This is a genomic window from Euzebyales bacterium (assembly GCA_035461305.1).
Classification (GTDB): domain Bacteria; phylum Actinomycetota; class Nitriliruptoria; order Euzebyales; family JAHELV01; genus JAHELV01.
The window spans coordinates 1-23,100 of sequence record DATHVN010000182.1; the positions used below are offsets into that span (position 1 = coordinate 1).

The window sequence follows — 23,100 nt, forward strand, 5'->3', positions numbered from 1 at the left end:
GCGACGAGCCACAGCAGCCCCGGGGCGGCGAACGCCTGCCACAGCCACCCCGGATCCGTGCCCTCCCGCGTCCGGTGCCTCCGGGCCGGGCGCTCGGACGCGTCAGCCACCAGCCTGGGCCATCGACCAGGCCTGCTTCCACAGCTGGTCGACCTGTGGGGTCAGCTGCAGCGGCACCTGTCCGATCTCGAAGTCCTCCTCGCGGACGACGGCCGACTCGAGGTTGGGTGGTACCCACTCGTCGGCGACCAGCGTCTCGGGGTTGATCGTGGTAAGCGGTGGCTGGTACCCGGTCCACCCGAAGTTCTCGAGGGCGTTGTCGTTGTCGAGCATGAAGTTAAGGAACTCGTGCGCGAGCACGGGGTGCTCAGCGTTCGCCATGACCACCATGCAGTCGCTCGAGATCAGGCCGCCGGTGGTCGACGCCGAGCCCTGCGGCGGCCAGATGTAGCGCAGCACCGACGGGTCGTCGCCCTTCGGCATGTAGTACTGCGCATTGACCATGTCGCCGGACCACGCGTGGTGGATGGCGAGCTTGCCCTCGGGCAGCTTGATGTAGGCACCGTCGATCGAGTACCGGATGTTCACGAGGTCGACGAGCTCAGCCAGGCTCGCACCTGCCTCCTGGAGGACGGCACGGTCGGACGTGTTGGGGTCCTGGATGCCGTTGTGGTACGGCGCGACGGTCAGCGTCTCGCGATCGTCGTCGTACAACCCGACCTTGCCCTTGTACTGCGGTTCCCAGAAGATGTCCCAGGGGTTATCCATGCTGTCGGGGTCGAGGTCGACCTGGTCGGTCCGCCACGCCAGCCCCGTCTGGTACAGCGCGTAGGGCACGCTGTATCGCGACCCGCCGTCGTAGTAGGGGTCGGCCAGCGTCGGCCAGACGTTGGCCTCGAGGTTGGGCAGGTAGTCGTGGTTCAACGGCTGCAGCAGCCTGCCGGCGACGTACTTGGGCAGCACGGGCGAGGTCGGGAAGAACACGTCGGCCTGCAGCTCGCCGGTCGACAGCTTCCGCAGCGCCTCGTCGGGGTTGTAGAAGGTCGTCAGCTCGTACTCGACACCGGTCTCCTTGGCGAACTTCTTCAGCGTCGGCACGTTGAGGTAGTCGGCCCAGTTGTAGATCCGCAGTGGGCCGTCCTCGATGTCCAGGCCGGACTCGATCGGCGGGATGTCGTCGAACAGCGGCTGCTCGACGGGGCTGCCGGGCGACCCGATGGCGAGCCCACCGGTGGCGTCGGGCGGGCTGCTCGCGGCCGACGTCGACCCACCGGCCTCGTCGCCGGTCGACGCCGCGCCACCGCAGGCGCTGAGCAGCACGCCCCCCGCGACACCCCCGGTCAGGCGCAGGAAGTCCCGTCTCGACAGCCCCCGCGGTCGGATCAGGCGCTCTCGGGGATGTCGCATCGGGTTCCTCCTGTGGAGTCAGCTGGCAGGGACCTCGTCGTGGGTGAAGCCGAGGCGCCGCATCGCGTACGCCAGCGACAGGTGCAGCATGTTGGTGCCGTCGACCTCGGTGTCGTCGAGTGCGACCTGCAGCGCGAGGCCGTCCATGAGTGCCGCCAGCTCCAGCGCGAACTCGTGGGGATCGACGTCGGCCGTGAAGACCTCGCGGTGCTGGCCGGTGCGCACCACGTCGGCGATGGTCGAACGCCACCGCCGGTCGAGCGCCGCCCGCCTCCGCGCCACGTCGGGGTCGTGCAGTGCCCGTGCCCACAGCTCCACCCACAGGCGCCACTCCGCGTCGACGCCGTCGTGTGCCCGCGGCGTACCGGGGCACGATCCCGCGACCAGCTCGACGAGCTGTTGGCGGGGGTCCTCGATCGCGCTGATCGCGCGGAAGATGTGCAGGTAGAACCGGTCCTCGGCCGCTGCGAGCGCCTCGGACAGCAGCTGATCCTTGCTGCCGAAGTAGTAGAGGATCAGTCCAGCGCTCGTCGACGCCGCGGCGGCGATGTCGGCGATGCGTGCCTCGCCGAGCCCGCGATCGCTGATGACGCGGGCGGCGGCATCCAGGATCTGCTGCCGTCGCTGTTCGTTGTTCGCCGGTCGAGAACCCACGATCGTCTCCGTAGAGGACTGATTAGCTATTCAAGACAATGCGAGGCTGAACGTCAACCAGGGACCCGTCCGTTCGCCTGTGCGAGGGGCGGTGATTCGCTGCAGAGCAGAACAGGCACTTCCCTACACCCTCCGCGCTCAGGTACGCTGCCGAACATTGAACGGCTAGTCAAAGGATTGTGATGGCGGCGAACCGGTACGACGCGATCGTCATCGGTGGCGGGCACAACGGGCTCATCGCTGCCGCGTACCTGGCGCGCAGCGGCGCCCGCGTGGTCGTCTGTGAAGCGCGTCACAAGACCGGCGGGGCCGCCGCCACCGACACCCCGTGGCCGGACGCGCCCGACTTCAAGGTGACCACCTACTCATACGTCATGAGCCTGATGCCCGACGAGATCATGCCGACCTCGACCTGGCGCGCCACGGCTACCGGATCCATGCCATGGGTCCGTACTACGTCGCGTTCCCCGACGGCGGCTCGCTGATGATCGGATCGGACGACGCCGCCAGCGACACGGCCGCGATCAAGCGCTTCAGCGCGCGAGACGCCGCGGCATACCCCCAGTGGAGGGAGTGGCTCGGGAGCATCGCCGACGTGCTGGCCCCACTGCTGCTCACGGTGCCGCCCAGACTTGGGTCGCGCCACCCGGAGGACGTCGTCGACCAGCTGAGGCTGCTGTGGCGCCTGCGCGGGCTCGACCCCCGCCGCATCGGGGACATCACGCGGCTGCTCACGATGAGCATCGGCGACCTGCTGGACGACTGGTTCGAGTCGGACCAGGTCAAGGCCGCCCTCGCTGTCGACGGGGTCATCGGCACCTGGGCGGGGCCTCGGGCGCCGGGCACCGCCTACGTGCTCGCGCACCACGAGATCGGCGACGTCGGCGTGGGGCTCGGTTCATGGGGCTACCCCGAGGGCGGCATGGGCGCCGTGGCCGACGCCATCCACGCGTCGGCGGCCGCCTTTGGCGCCGAGGTGCGGCTCCGGGCCCCGGTGGACCGGGTCATGGTCCGCGACGGGCGAACCACGGGCGTCGTGCTCGGCGGTGGCGAGGAGCTGTACGCCGACACGGTGGTCACGACCATCCACCCACAGATCACCTTTCTGCAGCAGATCGACGAGCACGACCTCCCAGCCGACTTCCTGCAGTCGATCCGCCGGTGGAGGTCGCGCTCGGGCACGGTGAAGATCAACCTCGCTCTGTCGGAGCTGCCCGACTTCACCGCCGACCCCGGCGTCTCCGCAGGGCTGCACCACGGCGGCGCGATCGAGCTGAGCCACTCGGTCGACTACCTCGAGGAGGCGTTCCAGGAGGCCCGCGCGGGCCGCCCGGCGACGCGGCCCTTCTCAGACGGCGTCATCCCCACCGCGTTGGATCCCACGCTGTGCCCCGAGGGGTACCACATCATGTCGCTGTTCACCCAGTGGGTGTCCGAGACGTGGGCCGACGAGCAGGACCAGGACGCTCTGGAGGCGTACGCCGACCGGGTCATCGCCGGCTACACCGAGCTGGCGCCGAACTTCGCCGACGCGATCGTCCACCGGCAGGTCCTGGGACCCAAGGACATGGCCGACGAGCTCGGCCTGATCGGCGGCAACATCTTCCACGGCGACCTGTCCGCCGACCAGCTGTTCCACATGCGGCCCGCGGCCGGCTACGCGGACTACCGCTCGCCGATCGCCGGGCTGTACCAGGCGTCCTCGGCGACCCACGCCGGTGGCGGGGTGTGCGGCATCCCGGCGATGCTGGCGGTGTGCCAGATCGTCGCCGACCGGCGGAAGACGGCCAGGTGGCGCCGGCGGTTCGCACCGAGCGGGCGCTGACCGCCCGCGGGAGACCGGGCGGGCTCGTGGCGCGCTCGGCGATCGGCGAGAATCCGTCCGTGGAACCCGCCGGGACGAGTGACCTGCGGCCGCTGCTCGAGGCGCGGTCGGTGGCGGTCGTGGGTGCCAGCAGCCGGTCCGACTCGGTGGGGCAGGTGGCGATGGCGCAGCTGCTGGGCGGCGGCTTCGACGGGGCGGTCCACCCGGTCAACCCGCGCTACGCCGAGCTGTGCGGCCTGCCGTGCGTCCCCCGGCTGGCCGACGTCGTCGACGTCGTCGACCTCGCGGTGCTCGCCGTCGGCAACGAGCGGCTCGAGGCGCAGCTCGAGGCGGCCGCCGCGATCGGGGCGCGCGCCGCGGTGATCTTCGCCAGCGCCTTCGAGCACGACCCCGGCCCGACGCCGCTGACTGCGCGGCTCGCGGCAATCGCGCGGTCAGCCGGCATGGTGCTGTGCGGGGCCAACAGCATGGGGTTCGTCCACCTCGACGTGGGGCTGCGTGCCACCGCCTACGCCCAGCCGCTCGAACTCCAGCCGGGACCGGTGACGTTGCTGACCCACTCGGGGTCGGTGCTGACCGCCATGCTCCACAACCGGAAGCGGGTGCGGTTCAACCTGGCGGTGTCGACCGGCCAGGAGCTCGTCACGACGATGGCCGAGTACCTGCGCTACGCGGTGGAGCGCCCCACGACCCGCGTCGTCGCCCTGTTCTGCGAGACCGTGCGGGACCCCGAGGGCTTCGTCGCGGCGCTCGACCTCTCCCGGCGAGGCGACGTCGCGGTCGTCGCCCTGACCGTGGGGCGGCACGCGGCGTCGCGAGACCTCGTCACCGCCCACTCCGGCGCACTGGCCGGTGCCGACGGCGCCTACGAGGCGGTGTTCGATGCCTACGACGTGCACCGCGTGCGCACCATCGACGAACTGCTCGACGCCACGGCCGTGCTGTCGATGGACCGGGGCGCGGCGCCCGGCGGCCTCGCGGTCATGCACGACTCCGGTGGCGAGCGGGCACACCTGCTGGACCTGGCGCTGGACACAGGCGTGGCTCTGGCCGCACCGAACGCCACGACACGGGCCGCGATGGCCGAGGTGCTCGACGCGGGCCTGCCGGCCACCAACCCGCTGGATGCCTGGGGCAGCAGCGTCGGCTACCACGACGTGTTCATGACGTGCGGCCGGGCGCTGCTCGATGATTCCGACACCGCAGCCCTCGCGTTCTGTGTCGACCTGCCAGACGCCGAAGGCGATGACACGTATCCGCTGATCGCCAGGGAGCTGCACGCCGCGACCGACAAGCCGGTCGTCGTGCTCGCCAACGTCAGCGGAGCGGTCAACCCGGTCGTCGCCGACCGGCTGCGCGCGGCGGGGATCGTGGTGCTGGAGGGCACGACCACCGGGCTCGCCGCGCTGTCGCACCTGCTGGACCGGCGCGACCGCCGGGCGCGGGTACCGGCGGCGCCGGCATCGCCGGGTGATCCGCTGGTCCGGCAGCGCTGGCGGAAGCGTCTGCGCGACCCGGCCCCATGGACCGAGGTTGAGGCATTGGCGCTGCTCGCCGACCACGGCATGCCCGTCGTGGCGCACGCACAGGTCGAGTACGGGGCGGATGCCGTTCGGGCGGCCGACCGGCTCGGCTACCCGGTGGTGCTCAAGACGGCGGCGGATGTGGCGCACAAGTCCGACGTCGCAGGCGTGCACCTGGACCTGCGGGACGCGGCGGAGGTGCGTGCCGCCTACGACCGGCTGGCCGCTGAGCTCGGCCCGAGGGTGACGGTCGCCGCGATGGCACGTGCCGGTGTCGAGCTCGCACTGGGTGTGACCGTCGATCCCACGTTCGGTCCGCTGGTGGTCGTCGGTGCCGGCGGGGTCCTGGTCGAGGTCCTCGCGGACCGCCGCGTCACGCTGCCCCCGGTCGACGCGGCGCACGCGACCGACCTGCTCGGCGACCTGTCGCTCGCGTCGTTGCTGCGCGGCGTCCGGGACCGGCCGGCGGTCGACCTCCCGGCCGTCGCGGCGGCCGTCGTCGCGCTGTCGACGGTCGCGGTCGAACTCGGCGACCTGCTCGCCGCCGTGGATGTCAACCCCCTGATCTGTAGTCCCGACGGGTGCGTCGCCGTCGACGCCCTCGTCGTGCCAGCCCGAGGTGAGGCGTGACCGAGCCCGGCCCCCGCCGGGACGAAGGTGTCCAACCGCGCCCGGATGCGTGCGAGGTAGTCCCAGTCGATCTGCTGCGCCACGCCGCGGACCTCCTCGGGGTTGCTCATGCCGAACAGCAGGCCGCCCTCGTGCTCCCGCCAGTACGTGCCGCCGTCGACGTCGACGACCATCGGCACCTGCTCGCCACCCAGGTCGACGCTCGGCTGCGTTCACCGCGACCTGGTGGCGGGCGCCGGCGACCGGGATGTGGGCGCCGGCGAGCGCTCCGACCGCCGCGAGGGGTCGGCCCGCCTGTCAGCACGACCCGGTCGGTCGGGATCAGGGGCGGCGTGCCGGTTGACACCGGTGGCCCACGGCGGCTCACGGCGGCCCGACGCACGGTCACGCCGTGCCACGACGGATCGTAGGGCGGATCTTCCGGCCCGGCCGGGAGACCCGCGCCCCACAACGAACGGCAGCGCCATGAACGAGTTGCACTCGGCCGACGACCTCGACCTGCAGGCGCGGGCGCGGACCTTCGTCGACGCCGAGCTGATCCCCCATGAGGTGGCGGCCGAGCACAACGGCGGCCACCTGCCCGCCGAGGTGCTCGACCGCCAACGCCGCCGCGCCGACGAGCTGGGTCTGCTGGGGATCAGCGTGCCCGCCGCCCACGGCGGGCCGGGCTACACGATCCTGCAGCAGGTGCTGGTGTCCGAGCAGATCGGGCGGGTCACGAACACGCTGGGCTGGGTCGTGACCACGCCGCCACGGTGGCTCGCCGACGTTGCCACGCCGGCGCAGCTGGAACGCTGGGTGCTGCCCACGTTCCGCGGCGCGCGCCACGAGTGCTACGCCATCACCGAGGAGGGCGCCGGCTCGGACGTCGATGGCATCGTCGCGACGGCCAGCAGGATCGACGGCGGCTGGGTGCTGCGCGGCGAGAAGTGGCACGTGACCTCGGCCAACCTGGCGGACTGGTGCCTGTTCCAGGCGAAGCTGGCCGACGGGCCAGACGCGGGCAACCACGCGCTGTTCATGCTCGACCTCGCCACGCCGGGGGTGCGAGTGGTCCGCACGCCCGCGTACGCACAGGTGTCGGCGCACGAGCACCCCGTCATCGCGTTCGATGACGTCGAGGTCGGCGACGACGCACTGGTGGGGTCGACCGGCGACGGCATGCGCTGGACCCACGAGTGGTTCCGCTACGAGCGCCTCATGATCGCTGCGCGGTGCTGCGGCGCCGCCGAGCGCCTGATCGACGAGACCACGGCCTTCGCGTCGCAGCGCGAGACGTTCGGGCAGCCGTTGCTCGACCACCAGGCGCCGGCGTTCATGCTGGCCGACGCCCTGACCGAGCTGTGGGCCGCCCGGCTCATGACCTACCGCACCGCCGTCGAGATGGAGGCCGGCGCCGACGTCAAGCTGCTGCACCCGCACTGCTCGATGGTGAAGCTGTTCGCCTCGGAGATGGCGAACCGCGTGGCGGACCGCGCCGTGCAGATCTTCGGCGGCCGTGGCTACATGCGTGAGAACGTCGCCGAGCGCTTCTATCGCGAGCTGCGGGTCGACCGCATCTGGGAGGGCCCGTCGGAGATCCAACGGATGATCATCGCCGACCAGCTCCGCAAGCGTGGGGTCGTCCTCGCCCGTTGAGCGCCCGACCCGCTGGGAAGCCGGCTGACCGCATGCGGTGGATCGCCTCCCCGAACCGCGGTGCTGCGCCGTCTGGGGAGCCTGACCGCGCCATGTGGTGGGTGGCTCCCAGGAACGGCGGTGCGGCGCGGGACGTCACATCGCGGACGGTTCAGTCCTCGACCGACGACCGCAGCAGTGGGATGGTCCGGGTCGGGATCAGCGTCTGCAGGACGATGGTCGTGTCGACGCGGGTGACCGAATCGTCGGCGACCACGCGGTCGATCACTCGCTGAAGGTCGCTGTTGGACCGCGCGGCCACGCGGACGACGACGTCGCCGGGTCCCGTGATCGTGTGCGCCTCGAGCACCTCGGGGATGTCGACGAGGTGCTCGGTGACCGCGTCGTGGCCGAGGCCCTGGCGGATCTCCAGCGTGCACAGCGCCGTGACCGGGTAGCCAAGGCCGGCGACGTCGAGGTCGGGCCCGAAGCCGTGCAGCGTGCCGACGCGCTGCAGCCGCTGCAGGCGTGCCTGGACCGTCGCGCGCGCCACGCCGACGCGCCGTGACGCCTCGAGCACGCTGATGCGGGGCTCACGGTCGAACAACATCAGGATCGCCGCGTCGAGCTGATCGACCATCTCACCTCCATGGCTGCACATCTTGTAGAGCGAAGCGCAGATCGGCGTACACGAACTGTACAGAATGTGCAGCCGTAGATGTCGCTATTGTCAAATCGGCGATCGTTGCGCACAGTGGGAGCATGCGCCACGAGGAGGACGTTATGGCAACGCAGCTCACCGCCGCCGAGCAGAACTCGATCGACGAGCGCCGCTTGGTTGGCCTGGTCGACCACGATCCGAAGGCAGATCCGTTCCCGGTCAACGCGCTGGACGCGGTGGTGTTCGTCGTCGGCAACGCCACGCAGACGGCGCACTTCTACCAGTCGGCGTTCGGCATGGAGCTCGTGGCCTATCGCGGGCCCGAGACCGGTCACCGTGATCACAAGGCGTTCATGCTGCGCTCCGGCAGCGCCCGGTTCGTCGTCAAGGGTGGCGTGCGGCCCGACAGCCCGCTGCTGGACGACCACCGCGCGCACGGCGACGGTGTGGTCGACCTGGCCATCGACGTGCCCGACGTCGACCGCTGCATCGACCACGCACGTGCGCAGGGTGCGACGGTCCTCGTCGAACCCCATGACGAGAGCGATGACCACGGCACGGTGCGGATGGCGGCGATCGCGACCTACGGCCAGACCCGGCACACGCTGGTCGACCGCTCCCGCTACGACGGCCCCTACCTCCCGGGCTACGAGGCACGGTCGTCGAGCTACGGCAAGCGCGAGGGCGCTCCCCGACGGATCTTCCAGGCCATCGATCACTGCGTCGGGAACGTCGAGCTCGGCGCGATGGACGAGTGGGTTGCCTTCTACAACCGCGTCATGGGCTTCGTGAACATGGCCGAGTTCATCGGCGACGACATCGCCACGGAGTACTCGGCGCTGATGTCGAAGGTGGTCGCGAGCGGCAACCACCGCGTCAAGTTCCCGCTCAACGAGCCCGCGGTCAGCAGGCGCAAGTCACAGATCGACGAGTACCTGGAGTTCTACGACGGCCCCGGGTGCCAGCACATCGCGCTGGCGACCGGCGACATCATCGCGGCGGTCGACGTGCTGCGCACCGAGGGCGTCGAGTTCCTGGCCACGCCGGACACGTACTACGACGACCCGGAGCTGCGTGCGCGGATCGGCAAGGTGCGCGCGCCGATCGAGGAGCTCAAGGCGCGCGGCATCCTCGTCGACCGCGACGAGGACGGCTACCTGCTGCAGATCTTCACGCGCCCGATCGGCGACCGCCCGACGGTGTTCTTCGAGCTGATCGAGCGGCACGGCTCGCTCGGGTTCGGCAAGGGCAACTTCAAGGCGTTGTTCGAGTCGATCGAGCGCGAGCAGGAGCTGCGCGGCAACCTCTAGACGTTAGCCGGACCTGCCCGGAACGTAGGGCGTCCACGGCATGACAGGCTGAGGATCGCTGAGGTTGCGGTAGCGCTCGAAGTCCTTCTCGAGCTCCTCGATCGCCTTCTCACGCGATCCGAACCCCTCGACGGTCACGGTCTTCTGCTCGAGGTCCTTGTAGATCGAGAAGAAGTGTTGGATCTCGTCGAGCAGGTGGTTGGGGACATCGTCGAGCTCGTCGATGGACTCCCAGGCCGGGTCCTTGCTGGGCACGGTGATGATCTTCGTGTCGCGGCCCTTGTCGTCGGTCATGTAGAAGACGCCGACGACGCGCGCCGAGATCACGCAGCCCGGGAAGGTCGGGTCGCCGAGGATCACCAGCGCGTCCAGCGGGTCGCCGTCCTCGCCCCACGCCTCCGCGACGAAGCCGTAGTCACCGGGATACTGGACCGCCGTGAACAGCTTGCGGTCGAGCCGGAAGCGCCCCGTCTCGACATCCCACTCGTACTTGTTGCGCGAGCCCTTGGGGATCTCGACGTAGACGTCGATGATCGTGGGATCCGGTCGCTGGCCGGTGTCCTCGTCCTTCTTGCGCTCCTCGGGCTCCTGCGCCTGGGCCTCGGCCTCCTCGGCGCTGTGGTCCTGCGTCGACGACATGCGTGCTCCTTGCTGTCAGTGCCACCCCAAGCTGTCGAGGCGGTCGACCACCGGGCCCACGTATCCCGCCCCGAAATGCCACACGTGGATCAGCAGGTGGTACAGCTGCAGCGCCGGCCGGCGTTGCGCTGCGCCACTCGGGAGCGGCCACCGGGAGTCGTACCCCGCGAAGAAGGGTTCGGGAACACCGCCGAACAGACGGGTGAAGGCGAGCTCGAGCTCGCGGTCGGCCATCCACACGGCGGGGTCGACCAGCCAGGACCCGTCGACGATGTTGCCGCTCCACAGGTCGCCATGGACCAGGCTCGCGCTCGGCGCGTGCGCGCCGAGCAGGTCGCCCAGCGGCCCGGCGATCGCGCGCTCGAGCCGCCGGCGAACGTCGTCGGGCAGCGCGTCCGCGCCGAGCAGCGGACGCAGCCGCTGCTCGACCAAGAACACCGGCCAGTCGTCGGACCACCCGCCGAGCTGGATCGCCCGCCCCAGCAGGTTGTCGCGATGCCAGCCGAACCTGTCGCCGCAGGTCGTGCGGTGGACATCGGCCAGGCACACCCCGAGCGCGTGCCAGTCGGCGTCCCCCGACACGTGGCGCAGCACCAGGACGTCGTCGTCGGCAGCCAGCACGTCGGGTACCGGCGCACCGGCGTGGGCCAGCGCCGTCAGGCCGTCGACCTCGACGTCGACCGGGTACGGCGCCCGCTTGACGACCACCGGCGTGGCGTCGTCGAGCGTGCCGGCCCACACGGTGCAGATCGATCCGCCCCCGAGGCGGCGCGCTCCGTGGAGGCGGCCCAGCCCGTCCGGCAGGGCCGGGGTGGCCGCCGTCACCCGACGGCCCCGCCGTCGAGCCGATCGACGATGTCGTCCGCCAGGCCGTTGGCGGCGACGCGGCAGATCCGCACGACCTCCGCAAACCCCTGGAATCCGCCGTAGTAGGGGTCGGGCACCTCGGCTGCGCTGGCGTCGGGGTCGTAGTCGCGGAACAGGCGGATGCGGTCGCGCACCGCATCGTCGGGCGCCATCGCCCGCAGATCCGACAGGTTGTCGCGGTCCATGGCCAGGATCAGGTCCCAGCCCGCCAGCTCGCCGGAGGTGACCTGCCGGGCGGGGCCGTGCAGCGTGAGGCCCGCTGCCTCGGCCGCTGCCTGCATCCGCGCGTCCGGAGGCCTGCCGACGTGCCACGCGCCGATGCCGGCCGAGTCGAGCTCGACGTGATTGGCGACACCGGCGTCGATCAGCGCCTCGAGCGTCGCGGCGTGCGCTGTCGGCGAGCGGCAGATGTTGCCGAGGCAGACGAACAGCACGCGCATGTCAGGCGCCTGGCTGCGGCAGGTCGTCGCCCACGCGCTGCAGCGCCCGTCCGGGCACGCCGTCGGCGTCGAGGGTGCGGTCGGCCAGCGAGCCGTCACGTTCCAGCGGCAGCAGCGCCAGGGCCACCGTCCGCGCGCCGTCGGGCGCGGCGCTGGTGATGACCCCCGTCCGGTCGCCGACGCGGACCTCGACGTCGGCGGGGACGGCGGCGTCGAACTCGGCGACCCACAGCGCGCGGCGCGGGCGGCCCAGGTTCCACGTCTTGGCGATCGACTCCTGCCCCGGGTAGCAGCCCTTGCGCAGGTGCACGTGGGTCGGCAGCAGGCCCAGCTCCTGTGTGCGTCGGCCGGCGGCGATCTCGTGGCCCCACGCGGGCACTGCCGCACGGATCCGCCAGAGCTCCCAGTCGTGCGGGTCGGCCTCGGGCAACCTGAGCTCGGCGACCCGTTCGGTCACCCACGCCACCGAGCCAAGGTAGTCGACCCCGCCCGAGCGGTCCCGGACCACGATGCCGTCGCCGTGTGGCGCGGCGGTCATCCGCTGCGACCGGGCACCGGGGAGGCCGTCGGTGTCGGAGCCGCGGACGCTCACCATGCGCCAGCCGTCCGAGACGTCCTCTGCGGTCGCGTCGAGCAGGAACGTGAACCGTCCCAACGCGTCGGCGAGGCTGGCCGTCACAACCGCCGGCGTAACGAGAAGCACATCACCGGCGCGGACGATCGCGCGCCCCTCGGCCAGTGCCGAGCCCTTGGCGTCGAGGTACAGGAAGTCGGCCACCGTGCCGGGGCGCGCGTCCTCCAGGTGCTGTGACAACAGGCTGTGCAAGTAGGTCTGACGGTCGTTGCCGGTCACGCGGATGACGCCGACCGGCCGGGCGTACGTCGCGGTGGTGGTGGTGAGCAGGCTCATGAGGGCACGGTAGCGTGCGACCGTGCGATCGGCCGTTGCCATCGAACAGCACCGGTGTCATGCTGGCCGGACGACAGAAAGGAGGTGGTCCAACGCATGAGTTCTGATAGTTCGCGCGTGACCGTCGAGGTGATGAGGCGCTAGCGCCTATCCGGTCATCGAGGCATCCGACCGGACCACCATAGGTGCCTCGCGATACCACCCTCCTCACCCGCTCGTTCGTCAGCGGGAGCTGGTCACACCCGCCCACCCGGAACCGCCCTACCAGCGGTGCTCACCGGGGCTGCGACGATCGACGGCGAGTGCAGGATGCCGGCGGCCCGGGCCCTCATGGCCCGGGCCGTCCCCTCTCCCTGACGGCTTCCAAGCCGCTGCGGGCCTACGGCCGGAGCTGTCGGTCGCCGCCGTTCGGACAGCCGATGGACCTCTCTCGTCGGGGGCACGGGGCGCACCGCCTGCGGGGAATCCGCGGGGGCCGGTGCGTATGATCGCCCGCGAGTTGAATGGCGCCCGCTTCAGCCCAGGCGGCCGGGGGCGATGGACGTACGCACGATGACGACACGCGAGGACCGCACGGACGACGGACGTGCGGACGAGGGCAGCGTGCCCGATGGTGAGGCCAGCATCGCACCGCTCGCTGGCGGGGTGCAGTATCGACCCGGGCTGACGGGGCTGCGTGCCGTCGCGGTGACCGGCATCGTGCTGGCCGCCGCGGGTCACACCTGGATCCCGGGTGGACGGGTCGCCGGCGTCGAGGTGCTCTTCGTCGTCAGTGGCTACCTGACGGTCGCGACCGTGACCGCGGCCGACCGGCCGCTGCGCCGCGCCGACGCGGCTCGTGCGCTTGCGGCCCGCGCGCGCCGTGTACTGCCCGCACTTCTGACCCTGCTCGGCGGCGTGTCGCTCCTGGTCCTCGCGACCCGACCCGACGGGCTGTTCCGCCTCGGCGGTGAGATCCGCGCGACGCTGCTCGGCATCGTCAACTGGCAGATCATCATGGCCGCCGATGACGCGGCCGCCGTACCGTCGTCGGTCGAGCACCTGTGGCCGATCGCCGTCGGCGCGCAGCTCACGCTGGTCGTGGTGCTATCACTGATGGCGGCGGCCACGCCGCGCGCACGCGCCCTGGTGCGCCTCGGGGCCGTGGTGCTGGCCGTGGCCTCGGCGATCGCCCTCTCGGTCCTGGCCGACGGGCCGCAGATCGCGGACCGCCTGCGGTACGGCACAGACACCCGGGCGACTGGCCTGCTGCTCGGGGCCGCGATGGGGCTGGCCGTCACGCCGGCGCGTCACGGGACGGTGACGGGCATCCGCGGTCGCCGCCTGCGAACGGTCGGCGTGCTCGCGGTCCTGGGCATCGTCGTGACGATGTGGGTCGGCGGCGAGGGCGCCGGGTGGATCGGCGCCGGCGGTCCGCTGCTCACTGATGTCCTCGCGGTGGTCGCGGTCGCAGTGATCGTGCGGGGTGCAGCAGCGGGACCGCTGATGGCCTCCGGACTGCAGTGGCTGGGCCTGCGGTCGTACGCGATCTACCTGTGGCACTGGCCGGTGATCGTGGCACTCGGCGGGCCGTCCGCGGTGGCGCGACCGACCACGACCGCCGTGTACCTGCTGTCCGTCGTGATCCTCGGCGACGTGACCTATCGCTTCGTCGAGGTCCCGCTCGGCGCGACGTGGCGCGTGGAGGGCAGCCGCACGGCCGGCCGCACCGGGGTCGCAGTCGGCGTGGCGGGGCTGGCGTGCGGCGCAGCGTGCGCAGCCGCGCTGCTGACATCGGCGCCCTTCATGCCGTGACGACGGAACCTCCACCGGGCTGCCCGGTGCGCGCGGTCCGGACGGCGGGGGGTTCCGGTGGCTCATCCGCGCAGGCCCTGCAGCGCCTCCCACCCCACGAGCACGCCGACGATCACGAAGACCGCGGCCGCGATGAGCTGGAGGATCTCCGCCGGCACGATCCGCAGCAGTCCCTGACCGCCGAGGACGGCGACCGCCGTCGACGCGATCAGCGCGAGGCTCGCACCGGTGAACACGGCGAGCGGCGGCTGGCCGCTCGCGACGAACGAGATCACGGCCAGTTGGGTCTTGTCGCCCAGCTCGGCCAGGAACAGCGCGCCGAACACGGTCGCGATGATGCGCAGATCCATGGGTGAGGCCTTTCGCCGGGGCGTGTCGGGGCGGCCGAGCTTGACGCGACCGGGACGGTGCGTACCGGGTCCCGAGCCGCACTCGCTATGATCCGGCGGATGATGCCGACCGACACACCCGCGCCGGTGGCCGACAGGACCGCGGTGCTCGACGTCTTCACCGAGCACCGCGCCATCCACGCGTACGGCATCGTCGATGTCGTCCAGTTCTGGGACACGTCACGGTGGTGGGTCCGTGACCGTGGTGTGGTGGGGCTGGTCGGGCTGCCGGGGGTGAACCACGGCGTGGTGTACGCCGTCTCGGCGGTGTACGCGGCGGCGACGCTGGCACTGCTGGCCGATGTCGTGGACGACCTGCCGGACCGCTTCGACATCACCGGTCCATCGGGCCTCGCCGAGCGGATGGCGCCGACCCACCACGCCAACCGGGTCGAGCCGTACGTCAAGATGCAGCTGATCAGACCGGATCTGCTGCCGGATCCCGGTCCTGGCGTCCGGTTGCTCGAGGCCGACGACGGCGACGCGTGCACCGCGCTGCTCGAGCAGACGAGCACATCCCCGGAGTTCTTCCGCCACGACCTGCTCGGCACGGGCCGGCACACCGGCATCTTCGACGGCAACACCCTCGTGGCGATGGCCGGCACGCACGTCATCGACACCGGTCAGGGCATCGCCGCGATCGGCAACGTCAACACGCTGCCCGCCTACCGGAGTCGCGGGCTCGCGCGTCAGGTCGTCGCCGCGCTCGCTCTGAGGTTGTGGGACGAGGTCGACGTCGTCGCCCTCAACGTCGGGCGCGACAACACGCCGGCGCGCAACCTCTACGAGGGCCTCGGTTTCCTTCCGCTCATGGAGTACGAGGAAGCCGAGCTCATCCGCCGCTGAGGAAGCGCGACGTACGATTGCCGTCGGAGAACGTCGTCGGCGACACCCGGCGACACCCGGCGACCGAGCGGACAGGAGCGTGTGGTGAGACCGTGGATCGCGCTGGCATTTGGCCTGATGATGCTGCTGACGGCCTGCGGCGGCGCCGCGGAGACGTCAGATGGCGGCGCGGCGTCGGAGGAGGCGCCGACCGCGGCTGATGACACCATCGCCTCCGAGGCCGCGTCAGAACCGACGGAGCTCGCCTGCGACGTCGACAGCCTGCCGCTGAAGACGGAGGGCACCCTGACGGTCGCGACCGGTGAGCCGGTGTTCGAGCCGTGGATGGTCGACGACGATCCGACGAACGGCGAGGGCTTCGAGAGCGCCCTGGTCTACGCCCTGGCCGAGCAGCTCGGGTTCGCCGAAGGCGACGTCGAGTGGGTGCGGACCGGCTTCGACGAGGCCATCGCGCCGGGCACGAAGGACTACGACTTCAACATCCAGCAGTACTCGATCACGCCCGAGCGCGACGAGGTTGTCGACTTCTCCGACGGCTACTACGAGGTCGAGCAGGCGCTGGTCGCTGCCGAGGACTCGTCGGTCGCCGACGCCACGAGCGTCGCCGACCTGCAGTCGGCGCGTCTGGGTGCGGCGATCGGCACCACGAGCCTCGACTACATCGAGCAGGTGATCCAGCCAGAGGCGCAGGCCCAGGTCTTTGACGACAACGCTGCGGCCAAGGCGGCGTTCGACGCCGGTCAGGTCGACGGGCTGGTGTTCGACCTTCCCACCGCCTACTACATCACAGCCGTCGAGATCCCCGACGCGTCGATCGTCGGCGTGCTGCCGCGGGAGGACACGACGGCGGCGTCGGAGTCGGGCGCGAGCGAGGCGGCCGGCGGTGCCGAGGAGCTCGGCATGCTGTTCGAGGAGGGTAGCGAGCTCGTGCCGTGCGTCAACCAGGCACTGGCGGCGTTGCGCGACGACGGCACCCTGGATGCGCTCGAGGAGGAGTGGCTCAGCCGGTCCGGTGACATCCCGACGCTGACGCCCTAGTTCGTTGGGGGCGCCCGGACCCGAGTCGGTCGACGTCGAGGCCACGCCGCCGAGCGCCTGGCCCGGATCCGGTGCGTTGGGCGCCGCCCGTGGATGGCTCGCCGAGGAGGGCGCCAAGGGCGCGCTGATCGCCGCGGTCAGCACGGTCGCGGTGTTCGGGCTGGCGGTCTGGGCGGTCCTCGGCAGCCAGAACTGGGACGCCGTGCGATCCCAGTTCTTCAACCCCGAGAACTTCGCCGAGGCGTGGCCCGACGTGCTCGCCGGGTTCTGGCTCGACCTGCGCATGTTCGCGATCGCGCAGATCGCGATACTGGTGTTCGCCCTGCTCGTTGCGGTCATCCGCAGCCTGCGCGGTCCGGCGTTCGTGCCGCTGCGGCTGCTCGCCGTCCTCTACATCGATCTGTTCCGCGGCGTGCCGTTGATCCTGGCCATCCTGCTGTTCGGCTTCGGCGTCCCCGCGCTCGACCTGCCCGGGGTGCCACGCAGCCCGCTGTTCTGGGGCGTCACGACGCTGGTCCTGTCGTACTCCGCCTACACCGCCGAGGTCTACCGCTCCGGCATCGACTCGGTGCCCGAGAGCCAGCGGTCGTCCGCACAGTCGCTCGGGCTGACCCAGTGGCAGAGCCTGCGCTACGCGATCCTGCCCCAGGCGGTGCGAAACGTCGTGCCGGCGTTGCTCAACGGCCTGGTGAGCCTGCAGAAGGACGTCGCGCTGGTCAGCGTGCTCGGGGTGCGCGAGGCTGTGCGTGCGGCCGAGATCTACACGTCGCGGACGTTCAACTACACGTCGTTCGTGGCCGCCACCGTGCTGTTCCTGCTCATCAGCGTGCCGGCGGCACGGTTCGCCGACTGGTACTCGGCCCGCGACCGGGCCCGGCGCTCGCAGATGGCGGCATGAGCGCGGCCGACACGGCAGGGACGCCGCGCCTGCAGCTCGACGGCGTGCACAAGCGGTTCGGCGCGAAGCTGGTGCTGCGCGGGATCGACCTGACCGTCGACGAGCACGAGGTCGTGTGCCTCATCGGGCCCAGCGGGTGCGGGAAGTCGACCCTGCTGCGCTGCGTCGACCTGCTCGAGCGCATCGACGCGGGGCGCATCCTGCTCGACGGCCGCGACATCACCGCGCGGGGCATCGACGCGAACGCGGTGCGCAAGCGCATGGCCATCGTGTTCCAGGCGTTCAACCTGTTCCCGCACCTGTCGGTGATCGACAACGTCACGCTGGCACCGCGCAAAGCGCACCGGCTCCGCCGTGTGGACGCGGAGGCCAAGGCCCGCGACCTGCTTTCGCGGTTCGGGCTGGCCGACAAGGCCGACGAGTACCCCGAGCGGCTGTCCGGTGGCCAGCAGCAGCGGGCGGCGATCGTGCGTGCGTTGACGATCGACCCCGATCTGCTGCTGCTCGACGAGGTGACCTCGGCGCTGGACCCCGAGCTCGTGGCCGAGGTGCTGGCCGCGATCCGGGAGCTCGCCGCCAGTGGCATGACCATGGTCCTCGCCACACACGAGATGGGGTTCGCCCGCGATGTCGCCGACCGCGTGTGCTTCCTGCACGAGGGCCGCGTGCTCGAGTCCGGCCCGCCCGCCCAGGTGCTGACCGACCCGCTCGAGGAGCGCACCCGCCAGTTTCTGTCACGCATCATCGAGGCCGGCCGTCTCTGACCGATCTGGGGAACCGGCCCCACCACCTGCTGCCTCCCCTGTCCCCAGATCGATTCGGTCCATACGATCTGGAAGACATCCAACGGTACGGTGCACCTGCCGTCCTCAGGAGTGCGTGCCACGGTGTGGCGGCTGACCACGAGGGTGGCGACCTGTCCGGTGGACGAGGAGTGGGAATGACCGCCGATGGTGCCGGCGCCGAACGGCGCCGCGTCGCGATCGTGACCGGGGGTCAGCCGGAGGGTCGGCATCGGCGCGGCCATCGCACGACGGCTCGCGACGGACGGGTGGCGGTTGATGCTGCACGCGTGGACCCCGCACGACGTCGGACAGCCCTGGGGCGCCGACCCGGGTGGGCCTGAGGCGATCGTGGACGGGCTGCGCGCCGGCGGCGCCGACGTCCGCGCGGTGTCTGCGGACTTCGCCGAGGCCGACGGTGTGGACCGCGTCATGCGAGCCGCGGCCGGCGCCTACGGCCACGTGGACGCGCTGATCGCGAACCACGCCCGCAGCAGCAACCAGTCGGTCGAGGAGCTGACCGCCGATGAGCTGCAGCGCACGTTCGCGGTCAACACGACCGCGACGTTGCTGCTGACACAGGCCGTCGTGGCGCAGCACGACGGTCGTGACGGTGGCCGCGTCGTGCTGTTCACGTCGGGCCAGTACCACCGTGCGATGCCCGACGAACTACCCTACGTCGCGTCGAAGGCGGCACTGCACGAGCTCGCGCCGAGCCTTGCGGTCCATCTCGCGCCGCGGGGGATCACCGTGAACTGCGTCAACCCCGGCCCCACCGACACAGGCTACGTCGACGAGGTCGGACGGCGGGCCGTTGCCGCCGCGAACCCCGGTCGACGTTGGGGCCGGCCCGACGACACCGCCCGGCTGGTGGCCTGGCTGGTCAGCGACGAGGCGGCGTGGATCACGGGGCAGACGATCGCGTCGGACGGCGGATGGTCCGCACGCGGCGGTGGATGAGTCCGTGCCGCGGCTCAGGTCGCAGACCGTGGAACGAACCGGACGAACGGGACCGCCCGCCCCAGCTCCCGGTAGTCCCGCACGCTGCCGGCGACCTCGAAGCCCATGAACCCCGCCAGCCGCCGTGCCGTGCGTGGATGCGCATCCGCGTACCGCGCCATCATGCCAGAGCCCTCGTCGTCGGACAGCGCGCGGGCCGTGACGGGGATGGTCCGGCGTCCGACCTGGATGCTGACGTCCGGTGTCGCCAGGAGGTTGCGGTACCAGTCGGCTGTCGGGCCGAAGCCGGACGCCACGGTCCAGGTGTCCGCGCGCGGGTCGTGGTCGACGACCTCCACGACCACGGTCCGAAGACGTCCGCTGCGGCGTCCGACGTGGTTGATCAGCACGAACCGGGTGCCGAGCAGCCATCCCAGGCCGAGCCGGTAGCAGTGGACCGGCAGACGGAACAGCAGCCGTCGCCAGCCCGTCGGTCGCTCGGGGCGTCGTCGCTGCCGCATCAGTCCTCCGGTGTCCGCCGGCCGCACGATCCGGCTAGCATCGGGCGTCGTCGGAGTCGTTCTTCAGGGGGCCACCGTGCGGCGCGCACTCAGCATCATCCTCGCACTGCTCCTGGCCGTCGCTGCGGTGCCGGCCCTCGCGCATCCGGTGCTGCCGGACACGATCACGCTGACCAGCGACGCCACCGCGGACACGGGCTTCCAGGCGGAGGGCATCGTGGCGCGCGGGCGCTACGCGTGGGCGGGATCCCTGGCGACCGGAACGATCGTGCGGGCCAACCTGGTGACAGGTGAGGTCACCACGCTGGTGGAGTCGGCTGCGGGCCCGGCTGTCGGCCTGGCACTCGACGGTCGTGGTCGGTTGTGGGTGGCGGGCGGCCCCAGCGGCCAGGCCCGCGTCCACGACACACGTACCGGCGAAGAGGTCGCTGTCCTCCAGCTGGCCGGGGCGGGCACGGCGTTCATCAACGACGTGACGGTCACCCGGGACGCAGCCTACCTGACGGACTCGTTCAACGCGGTGCTGTACCGCGTGCCGATCTCCCGGCGTGGCGACGTCGGCGACGCCGAGGCACTGACGCTCGGTGGGGACTTCGAGCTCGCCGACGGCTTCAACAGCAACGGCATCGTCGCCACCGGCTCGGGACGGCGGACCCGCCTCGTCCTCGCGCAGTCCACCGACCCGGTCGACGCTGAGGGCAGCGCGCTGTACGTCGTCGACCCCTCCGGAGCGACCGCCGAGGCCGAGCGCATCGCGTTGCGGGGCGACGTCAGCAACGCGGACGGGCTCGTACTGCGTGGCCGGACCCTGTACGTCGTGGAGAACCAGCTGGACCGGATCGCAGAGGTGCGCCTCTCGGGTGACCTGCGGCGGGGTGAGGTCGTCCGGCGGCTCACCGATGACGACTTCGCCACGCCAACGACGGCCACGCTGGCCCTCGGCGCGCTGTATGCCGTCAACGCGCAGTTCGCGGCCCAGGGTGCTGGTGCCGACCCGGCCACGCTCGACTACGAGATCGTCCGCGTCGAGCTTCGGTGACCGGCGCCAGCCGCCGAAGGCGCCTCTTGGCCGTAGGACGGTCCCCGCTCCGGGTCAGCGACGGTCCTGCATGAACCGGAACCGGTCGCGGGTGGCGGCGACGGTCGCAGCGTCCACGTCGCACACGAGCAGCGCCTCACGATCGGCTGCCGACGCGAGCACCTCACCCATCGGATCGACGACCATCGAGTCGCCGACGTAGGTCAGCCTGCCACCCGTGCCGACGCGGTTCACGCCGAGCACGTAGGCCTGGTTCTCGACGGCCCGGGCGCGCAGCAACGTGCGCCAGTGCTCGCGCCGGGTGTCGGGCCAGTTCGCCGGCACGATGTAGACGTCGGTGTCCTGCGCGGTCGCCCAGAACTCGTCTGCGAAGCGCAGGTCGTAGCAGACGAACAGCGTGACCCGCAGGCCCTCGACGTCGACGGTCACGTGGTCGCTGCCCGCCCGGAAGTGCTCGTGCTCGCCGGAGTGGGTGAAGGGGTGGATCTTGCAGTAGCGGTGCACGGCCCCGTCCGGGGCGGCCAGCACCAGGGTGTTGAACGGCCGCTCGGTGGCGTCGACCCGCTCGGCCACGGAGCCGGCTATCCACGCGTCGTGGCGCTGCGCCTGCTCGACGAGGAACGACGCGGCCGGACCTCCGACCGGTTCGGCGGTGACGTCGGTGTTCATCGAGAAGCCCGTGGCGTACATCTCGGTGAGCACGATCAGGCGCGCGCCCGCACCTGCCGCGCCGGCGATCCGTGGTGCCAGTGCGGCGAAGTTGGCCTTGGGGTCCTCCCACGCGATGTCGTGCTGGATGACTGCGACCCTCATGACGTCGGATCTCCGCCGTCGCTGCCCTCGGCGCGCATGTGCATCCCCTCTCCGACCGGGCTCATCGGCCCTTGTCGAGCTTCGCCAGCCGCGCCAGCCCCTCGTCGATCAGCGCCTCGGACTTGCAGAACGCGAACCGCACGAGCGGCGCGCCGACCTCGGTGTCGTCGTAGAGCACGACCTCGGGCACCGCCGCGACGCCGACGCGCTCGGGCAGGGTCATGCAGAACGCCATGCCGTCGTCGTAGCCGAGCGGGCGGATGTCGGCGGTGGCGAAGTAGGTGCCGGCGGGTGTGCCCACCTCATAGCCGAGCGCGCGCAGGCCGTCGCACAGCTGGTCGCGCCGCGCGCGGTAGTGGCTTGTCAGCTCGTCGAACACGCCGTCACCGAGCGATAGCCCGTACGCGACGGCGTGCTGGAACGGCGTGCCGTTGGTGAACGTCAGGAACTGCTTGGTCGTCCGCAGCGCGGTGGTCAGCGGCGGTGAGGCGCACGCCCAGCCGATCTTCCAGCCGGTGAACGAGAAGCTCTTCCCGGCCGAGGAGATCGTCACCGTGCGATCGCGCATGCCGGGGTATGTCGCCAGCGGCACGTGCTCACCGTCGAACACGAGGTGCTCGTAGACCTCGTCGGTGACCACCAGCAGATCGTGGGCGACGCACAGCTCGGCGATCTGCGCCAGCTCGTCGCGGCGGAACACCTTGCCGGTCGGGTTGTGGGGGCTGTTGAGCACGAGCATCCGCGTCCGTGGCGTGATGGCGCGCGCGAGCGCGTCGGGATCGAACGAGAAGTCCGGCGGACGCAGCGTCACCGTCCGGCGCACCGCGCCCGCCATTGCGATGTTCGCGGCGTGCGAGTCGTAGTAGGGCTCGAAGGTCACGACCTCGTCGCCGGTGTCGCACATCGCCAGGACGGCTGCCGCCAACGCCTCGGTGGCGCCGGCGGTCCCCGTGATCTCGTCGTCGGGGTCGAACGCCAGGCCGTAGCGGCGGTGCTGGTGCGCCGCGATCGCGCGACGCAGTGCGGGCACGCCGGTGCCGGGCGCGTACTGGTTGTGTCCGTCGCGCAGCGCGGCGATCGCCGCGTCACGGATCTCTGCCGGACCCTCGACGTCGGGGAACCCCTGGCCCAGGTTGACCGCGTCGTGGCGGACGGCCAGGCCGGTCATCACCGCGAAGATCGTCGTGCCGAATCCCTGCATGCGGGGGATCAGCGGCGAGCGTGGCGACGGCCTGCCCGCGGGCGATGAAGCGGTGGGGCACATGGACTCGCCTCCGGCGGCTGGGATGTCCCAGATGGTAGCGGGCGTGTCGGATGTTCGGTGGCCGCGTGTCGGTGCCCGACGACCGCACGGCAGCCGGTCGGCGCGAACGGCCGATCGCGGCGCCCGGGCTCCGAGAGGCCCGCGACGTGCCGCGGGCTGGCTGGTCGGGCGATTCGCGGATTGCCTACGCATGTGCGAGGCTCTGGCCCCCGGTGGTGTTGTCCCTGCACATGCCGGCGAGCGCCAGGCACGACGACGATGCCTTCCGGAGGGGTGCACCATCATCGACCTCGC

Annotated in this window: 22 protein-coding genes and 1 pseudogene; 12 read left to right on the forward strand and 11 right to left on the reverse strand. The window is 71.2% G+C overall.

Translation table 11 applies throughout. The features are described 5' to 3' along the window. Positions 1–102 precede the first annotated feature (102 nt). Both VK923_16965 and VK923_16970 read right to left on the reverse strand, forming a co-directional pair. Positions 103–1,407 (reverse strand): extracellular solute-binding protein, encoded by a 1,305-nt coding sequence (locus VK923_16965; GenBank protein HSJ46370.1) that lies wholly within the window; start codon positions 1,405–1,407, stop codon positions 103–105. Between the two features lie 18 nt (positions 1,408–1,425). After that, entirely contained in the window at positions 1,426–2,061 is a 636-nt protein-coding gene (locus tag VK923_16970; protein HSJ46371.1) for a TetR family transcriptional regulator C-terminal domain-containing protein, read from the reverse strand. A 182-nt stretch (positions 2,062–2,243) separates the two neighbouring features. Between VK923_16970 and VK923_16975 the strand changes: the two genes are divergently transcribed. From VK923_16975 to VK923_16990, 4 genes are all read left to right on the forward strand, one after another. After that, the gene (locus VK923_16975) at positions 2,244–2,546 is read left to right on the forward strand and encodes an FAD-dependent oxidoreductase (GenBank protein HSJ46372.1); all 303 of its coding nucleotides are present in this window, start codon (positions 2,244–2,246) and stop codon (positions 2,544–2,546) included. Next, the gene (locus VK923_16980) at positions 2,504–3,886 is read left to right on the forward strand and encodes an NAD(P)/FAD-dependent oxidoreductase (GenBank protein ID HSJ46373.1); all 1,383 of its coding nucleotides are present in this window, start codon (positions 2,504–2,506) and stop codon (positions 3,884–3,886) included. Before VK923_16975 ends, VK923_16980 begins: the two co-directional genes overlap by 43 nt. Then, positions 3,853–6,039: an acetate--CoA ligase family protein gene (locus tag VK923_16985; GenBank protein HSJ46374.1), complete on the forward strand. Its 2,187-nt coding sequence runs from the start codon at positions 3,853–3,855 to the stop codon at positions 6,037–6,039. The genes VK923_16980 and VK923_16985 overlap by 34 nt, the downstream gene beginning before the upstream one ends. Positions 6,040–6,504: 465 nt before the next feature. Beyond that, complete coding sequence (locus VK923_16990; protein HSJ46375.1) at positions 6,505–7,677, forward strand: acyl-CoA dehydrogenase family protein; 1,173 nt, start codon at positions 6,505–6,507, stop codon at positions 7,675–7,677. Positions 7,678–7,828: 151 nt separating this feature from the next. Here the strand turns inward: VK923_16990 and VK923_16995 are convergent, their stop codons facing one another. Then, the gene (locus tag VK923_16995; GenBank protein HSJ46376.1) at positions 7,829–8,296 is read right to left on the reverse strand and encodes an Lrp/AsnC family transcriptional regulator; all 468 of its coding nucleotides are present in this window, start codon (positions 8,294–8,296) and stop codon (positions 7,829–7,831) included. Between the two features lie 143 nt (positions 8,297–8,439). Here VK923_16995 and hppD point away from each other — a divergent pair, with 143 nt between their 5' ends. Next, the gene (gene hppD, locus VK923_17000; protein ID HSJ46377.1) at positions 8,440–9,627 is read left to right on the forward strand and encodes a 4-hydroxyphenylpyruvate dioxygenase; all 1,188 of its coding nucleotides are present in this window, start codon (positions 8,440–8,442) and stop codon (positions 9,625–9,627) included. A 3-nt stretch (positions 9,628–9,630) separates the two neighbouring features. Here the strand turns inward: hppD and VK923_17005 are convergent, their stop codons facing one another. Genes VK923_17005 through VK923_17020 form a run of 4 tightly spaced genes read right to left on the reverse strand, consistent with a single transcriptional unit; the run spans position 9,631 to position 12,525 of the window. Beyond that, positions 9,631–10,266, reverse strand: coding sequence for an inorganic diphosphatase (locus VK923_17005; protein HSJ46378.1), 636 nt, complete (start codon positions 10,264–10,266; stop codon positions 9,631–9,633). 15 nt (positions 10,267–10,281) lie between these two features. Continuing rightward, positions 10,282–11,091 carry a fructosamine kinase family protein gene (locus VK923_17010; protein ID HSJ46379.1) on the reverse strand — a complete coding sequence of 270 codons (810 nt, stop codon included), beginning with the start codon at positions 11,089–11,091 and terminating at the stop codon, positions 10,282–10,284. Then, complete coding sequence (locus VK923_17015; protein HSJ46380.1) at positions 11,088–11,573, reverse strand: low molecular weight protein-tyrosine-phosphatase; 486 nt, start codon at positions 11,571–11,573, stop codon at positions 11,088–11,090. The genes VK923_17010 and VK923_17015 overlap by 4 nt, the downstream gene beginning before the upstream one ends. A 1-nt stretch (position 11,574) precedes the next feature. After that, positions 11,575–12,525, reverse strand: coding sequence for a hypothetical protein (locus VK923_17020; protein ID HSJ46381.1), 951 nt, complete (start codon positions 12,523–12,525; stop codon positions 11,575–11,577). 510 nt (positions 12,526–13,035) lie between these two features. Between VK923_17020 and VK923_17025 the strand changes: the two genes are divergently transcribed. Then, positions 13,036–14,277 (forward strand): acyltransferase, encoded by a 1,242-nt coding sequence (locus VK923_17025; GenBank protein ID HSJ46382.1) that lies wholly within the window; start codon positions 13,036–13,038, stop codon positions 14,275–14,277. Between the two features lie 62 nt (positions 14,278–14,339). Here the strand turns inward: VK923_17025 and VK923_17030 are convergent, their stop codons facing one another. Then, complete coding sequence (locus tag VK923_17030) at positions 14,340–14,627, reverse strand: TMEM165/GDT1 family protein (GenBank protein ID HSJ46383.1); 288 nt, start codon at positions 14,625–14,627, stop codon at positions 14,340–14,342. Between the two features lie 99 nt (positions 14,628–14,726). Here VK923_17030 and VK923_17035 point away from each other — a divergent pair, with 99 nt between their 5' ends. The 5 genes and pseudogenes from VK923_17035 (at position 14,727) to VK923_17055 (ending at position 19,190) form a co-directional block, all read left to right on the forward strand. After that, positions 14,727–15,512 carry a GNAT family N-acetyltransferase gene (locus VK923_17035; protein ID HSJ46384.1) on the forward strand — a complete coding sequence of 262 codons (786 nt, stop codon included), beginning with the start codon at positions 14,727–14,729 and terminating at the stop codon, positions 15,510–15,512. Positions 15,513–15,596: 84 nt separating this feature from the next. Beyond that, complete coding sequence (locus VK923_17040; protein ID HSJ46385.1) at positions 15,597–16,550, forward strand: ABC transporter substrate-binding protein; 954 nt, start codon at positions 15,597–15,599, stop codon at positions 16,548–16,550. 4 nt (positions 16,551–16,554) lie between these two features. Beyond that, positions 16,555–17,448, forward strand: coding sequence for an amino acid ABC transporter permease (locus VK923_17045; protein ID HSJ46386.1), 894 nt, complete (start codon positions 16,555–16,557; stop codon positions 17,446–17,448). Continuing rightward, on the forward strand, positions 17,445–18,212 hold the full coding sequence (locus VK923_17050) for an amino acid ABC transporter ATP-binding protein (GenBank protein HSJ46387.1): 768 nt from the start codon (positions 17,445–17,447) through the stop codon (positions 18,210–18,212). Before VK923_17045 ends, VK923_17050 begins: the two co-directional genes overlap by 4 nt. A 240-nt stretch (positions 18,213–18,452) precedes the next feature. Then, positions 18,453–19,190, forward strand: a pseudogene (locus tag VK923_17055) (SDR family oxidoreductase). A 14-nt stretch (positions 19,191–19,204) separates the two neighbouring features. Here the strand turns inward: VK923_17055 and VK923_17060 are convergent. Beyond that, complete coding sequence (locus VK923_17060) at positions 19,205–19,690, reverse strand: nitroreductase family deazaflavin-dependent oxidoreductase (GenBank protein ID HSJ46388.1); 486 nt, start codon at positions 19,688–19,690, stop codon at positions 19,205–19,207. 76 nt (positions 19,691–19,766) lie between these two features. Here VK923_17060 and VK923_17065 point away from each other — a divergent pair, with 76 nt between their 5' ends. Beyond that, the gene (locus VK923_17065; protein ID HSJ46389.1) at positions 19,767–20,729 is read left to right on the forward strand and encodes a hypothetical protein; all 963 of its coding nucleotides are present in this window, start codon (positions 19,767–19,769) and stop codon (positions 20,727–20,729) included. Between the two features lie 54 nt (positions 20,730–20,783). Here the strand turns inward: VK923_17065 and VK923_17070 are convergent, their stop codons facing one another. Then, positions 20,784–21,542, reverse strand: a complete 759-nt coding sequence (locus VK923_17070; protein HSJ46390.1) for a nitrilase-related carbon-nitrogen hydrolase — start codon at positions 21,540–21,542, stop codon at positions 20,784–20,786. 61 nt (positions 21,543–21,603) lie between these two features. Beyond that, positions 21,604–23,091 (reverse strand): pyridoxal phosphate-dependent aminotransferase, encoded by a 1,488-nt coding sequence (locus VK923_17075; protein ID HSJ46391.1) that lies wholly within the window; start codon positions 23,089–23,091, stop codon positions 21,604–21,606. Positions 23,092–23,100 lie beyond the last annotated feature (9 nt).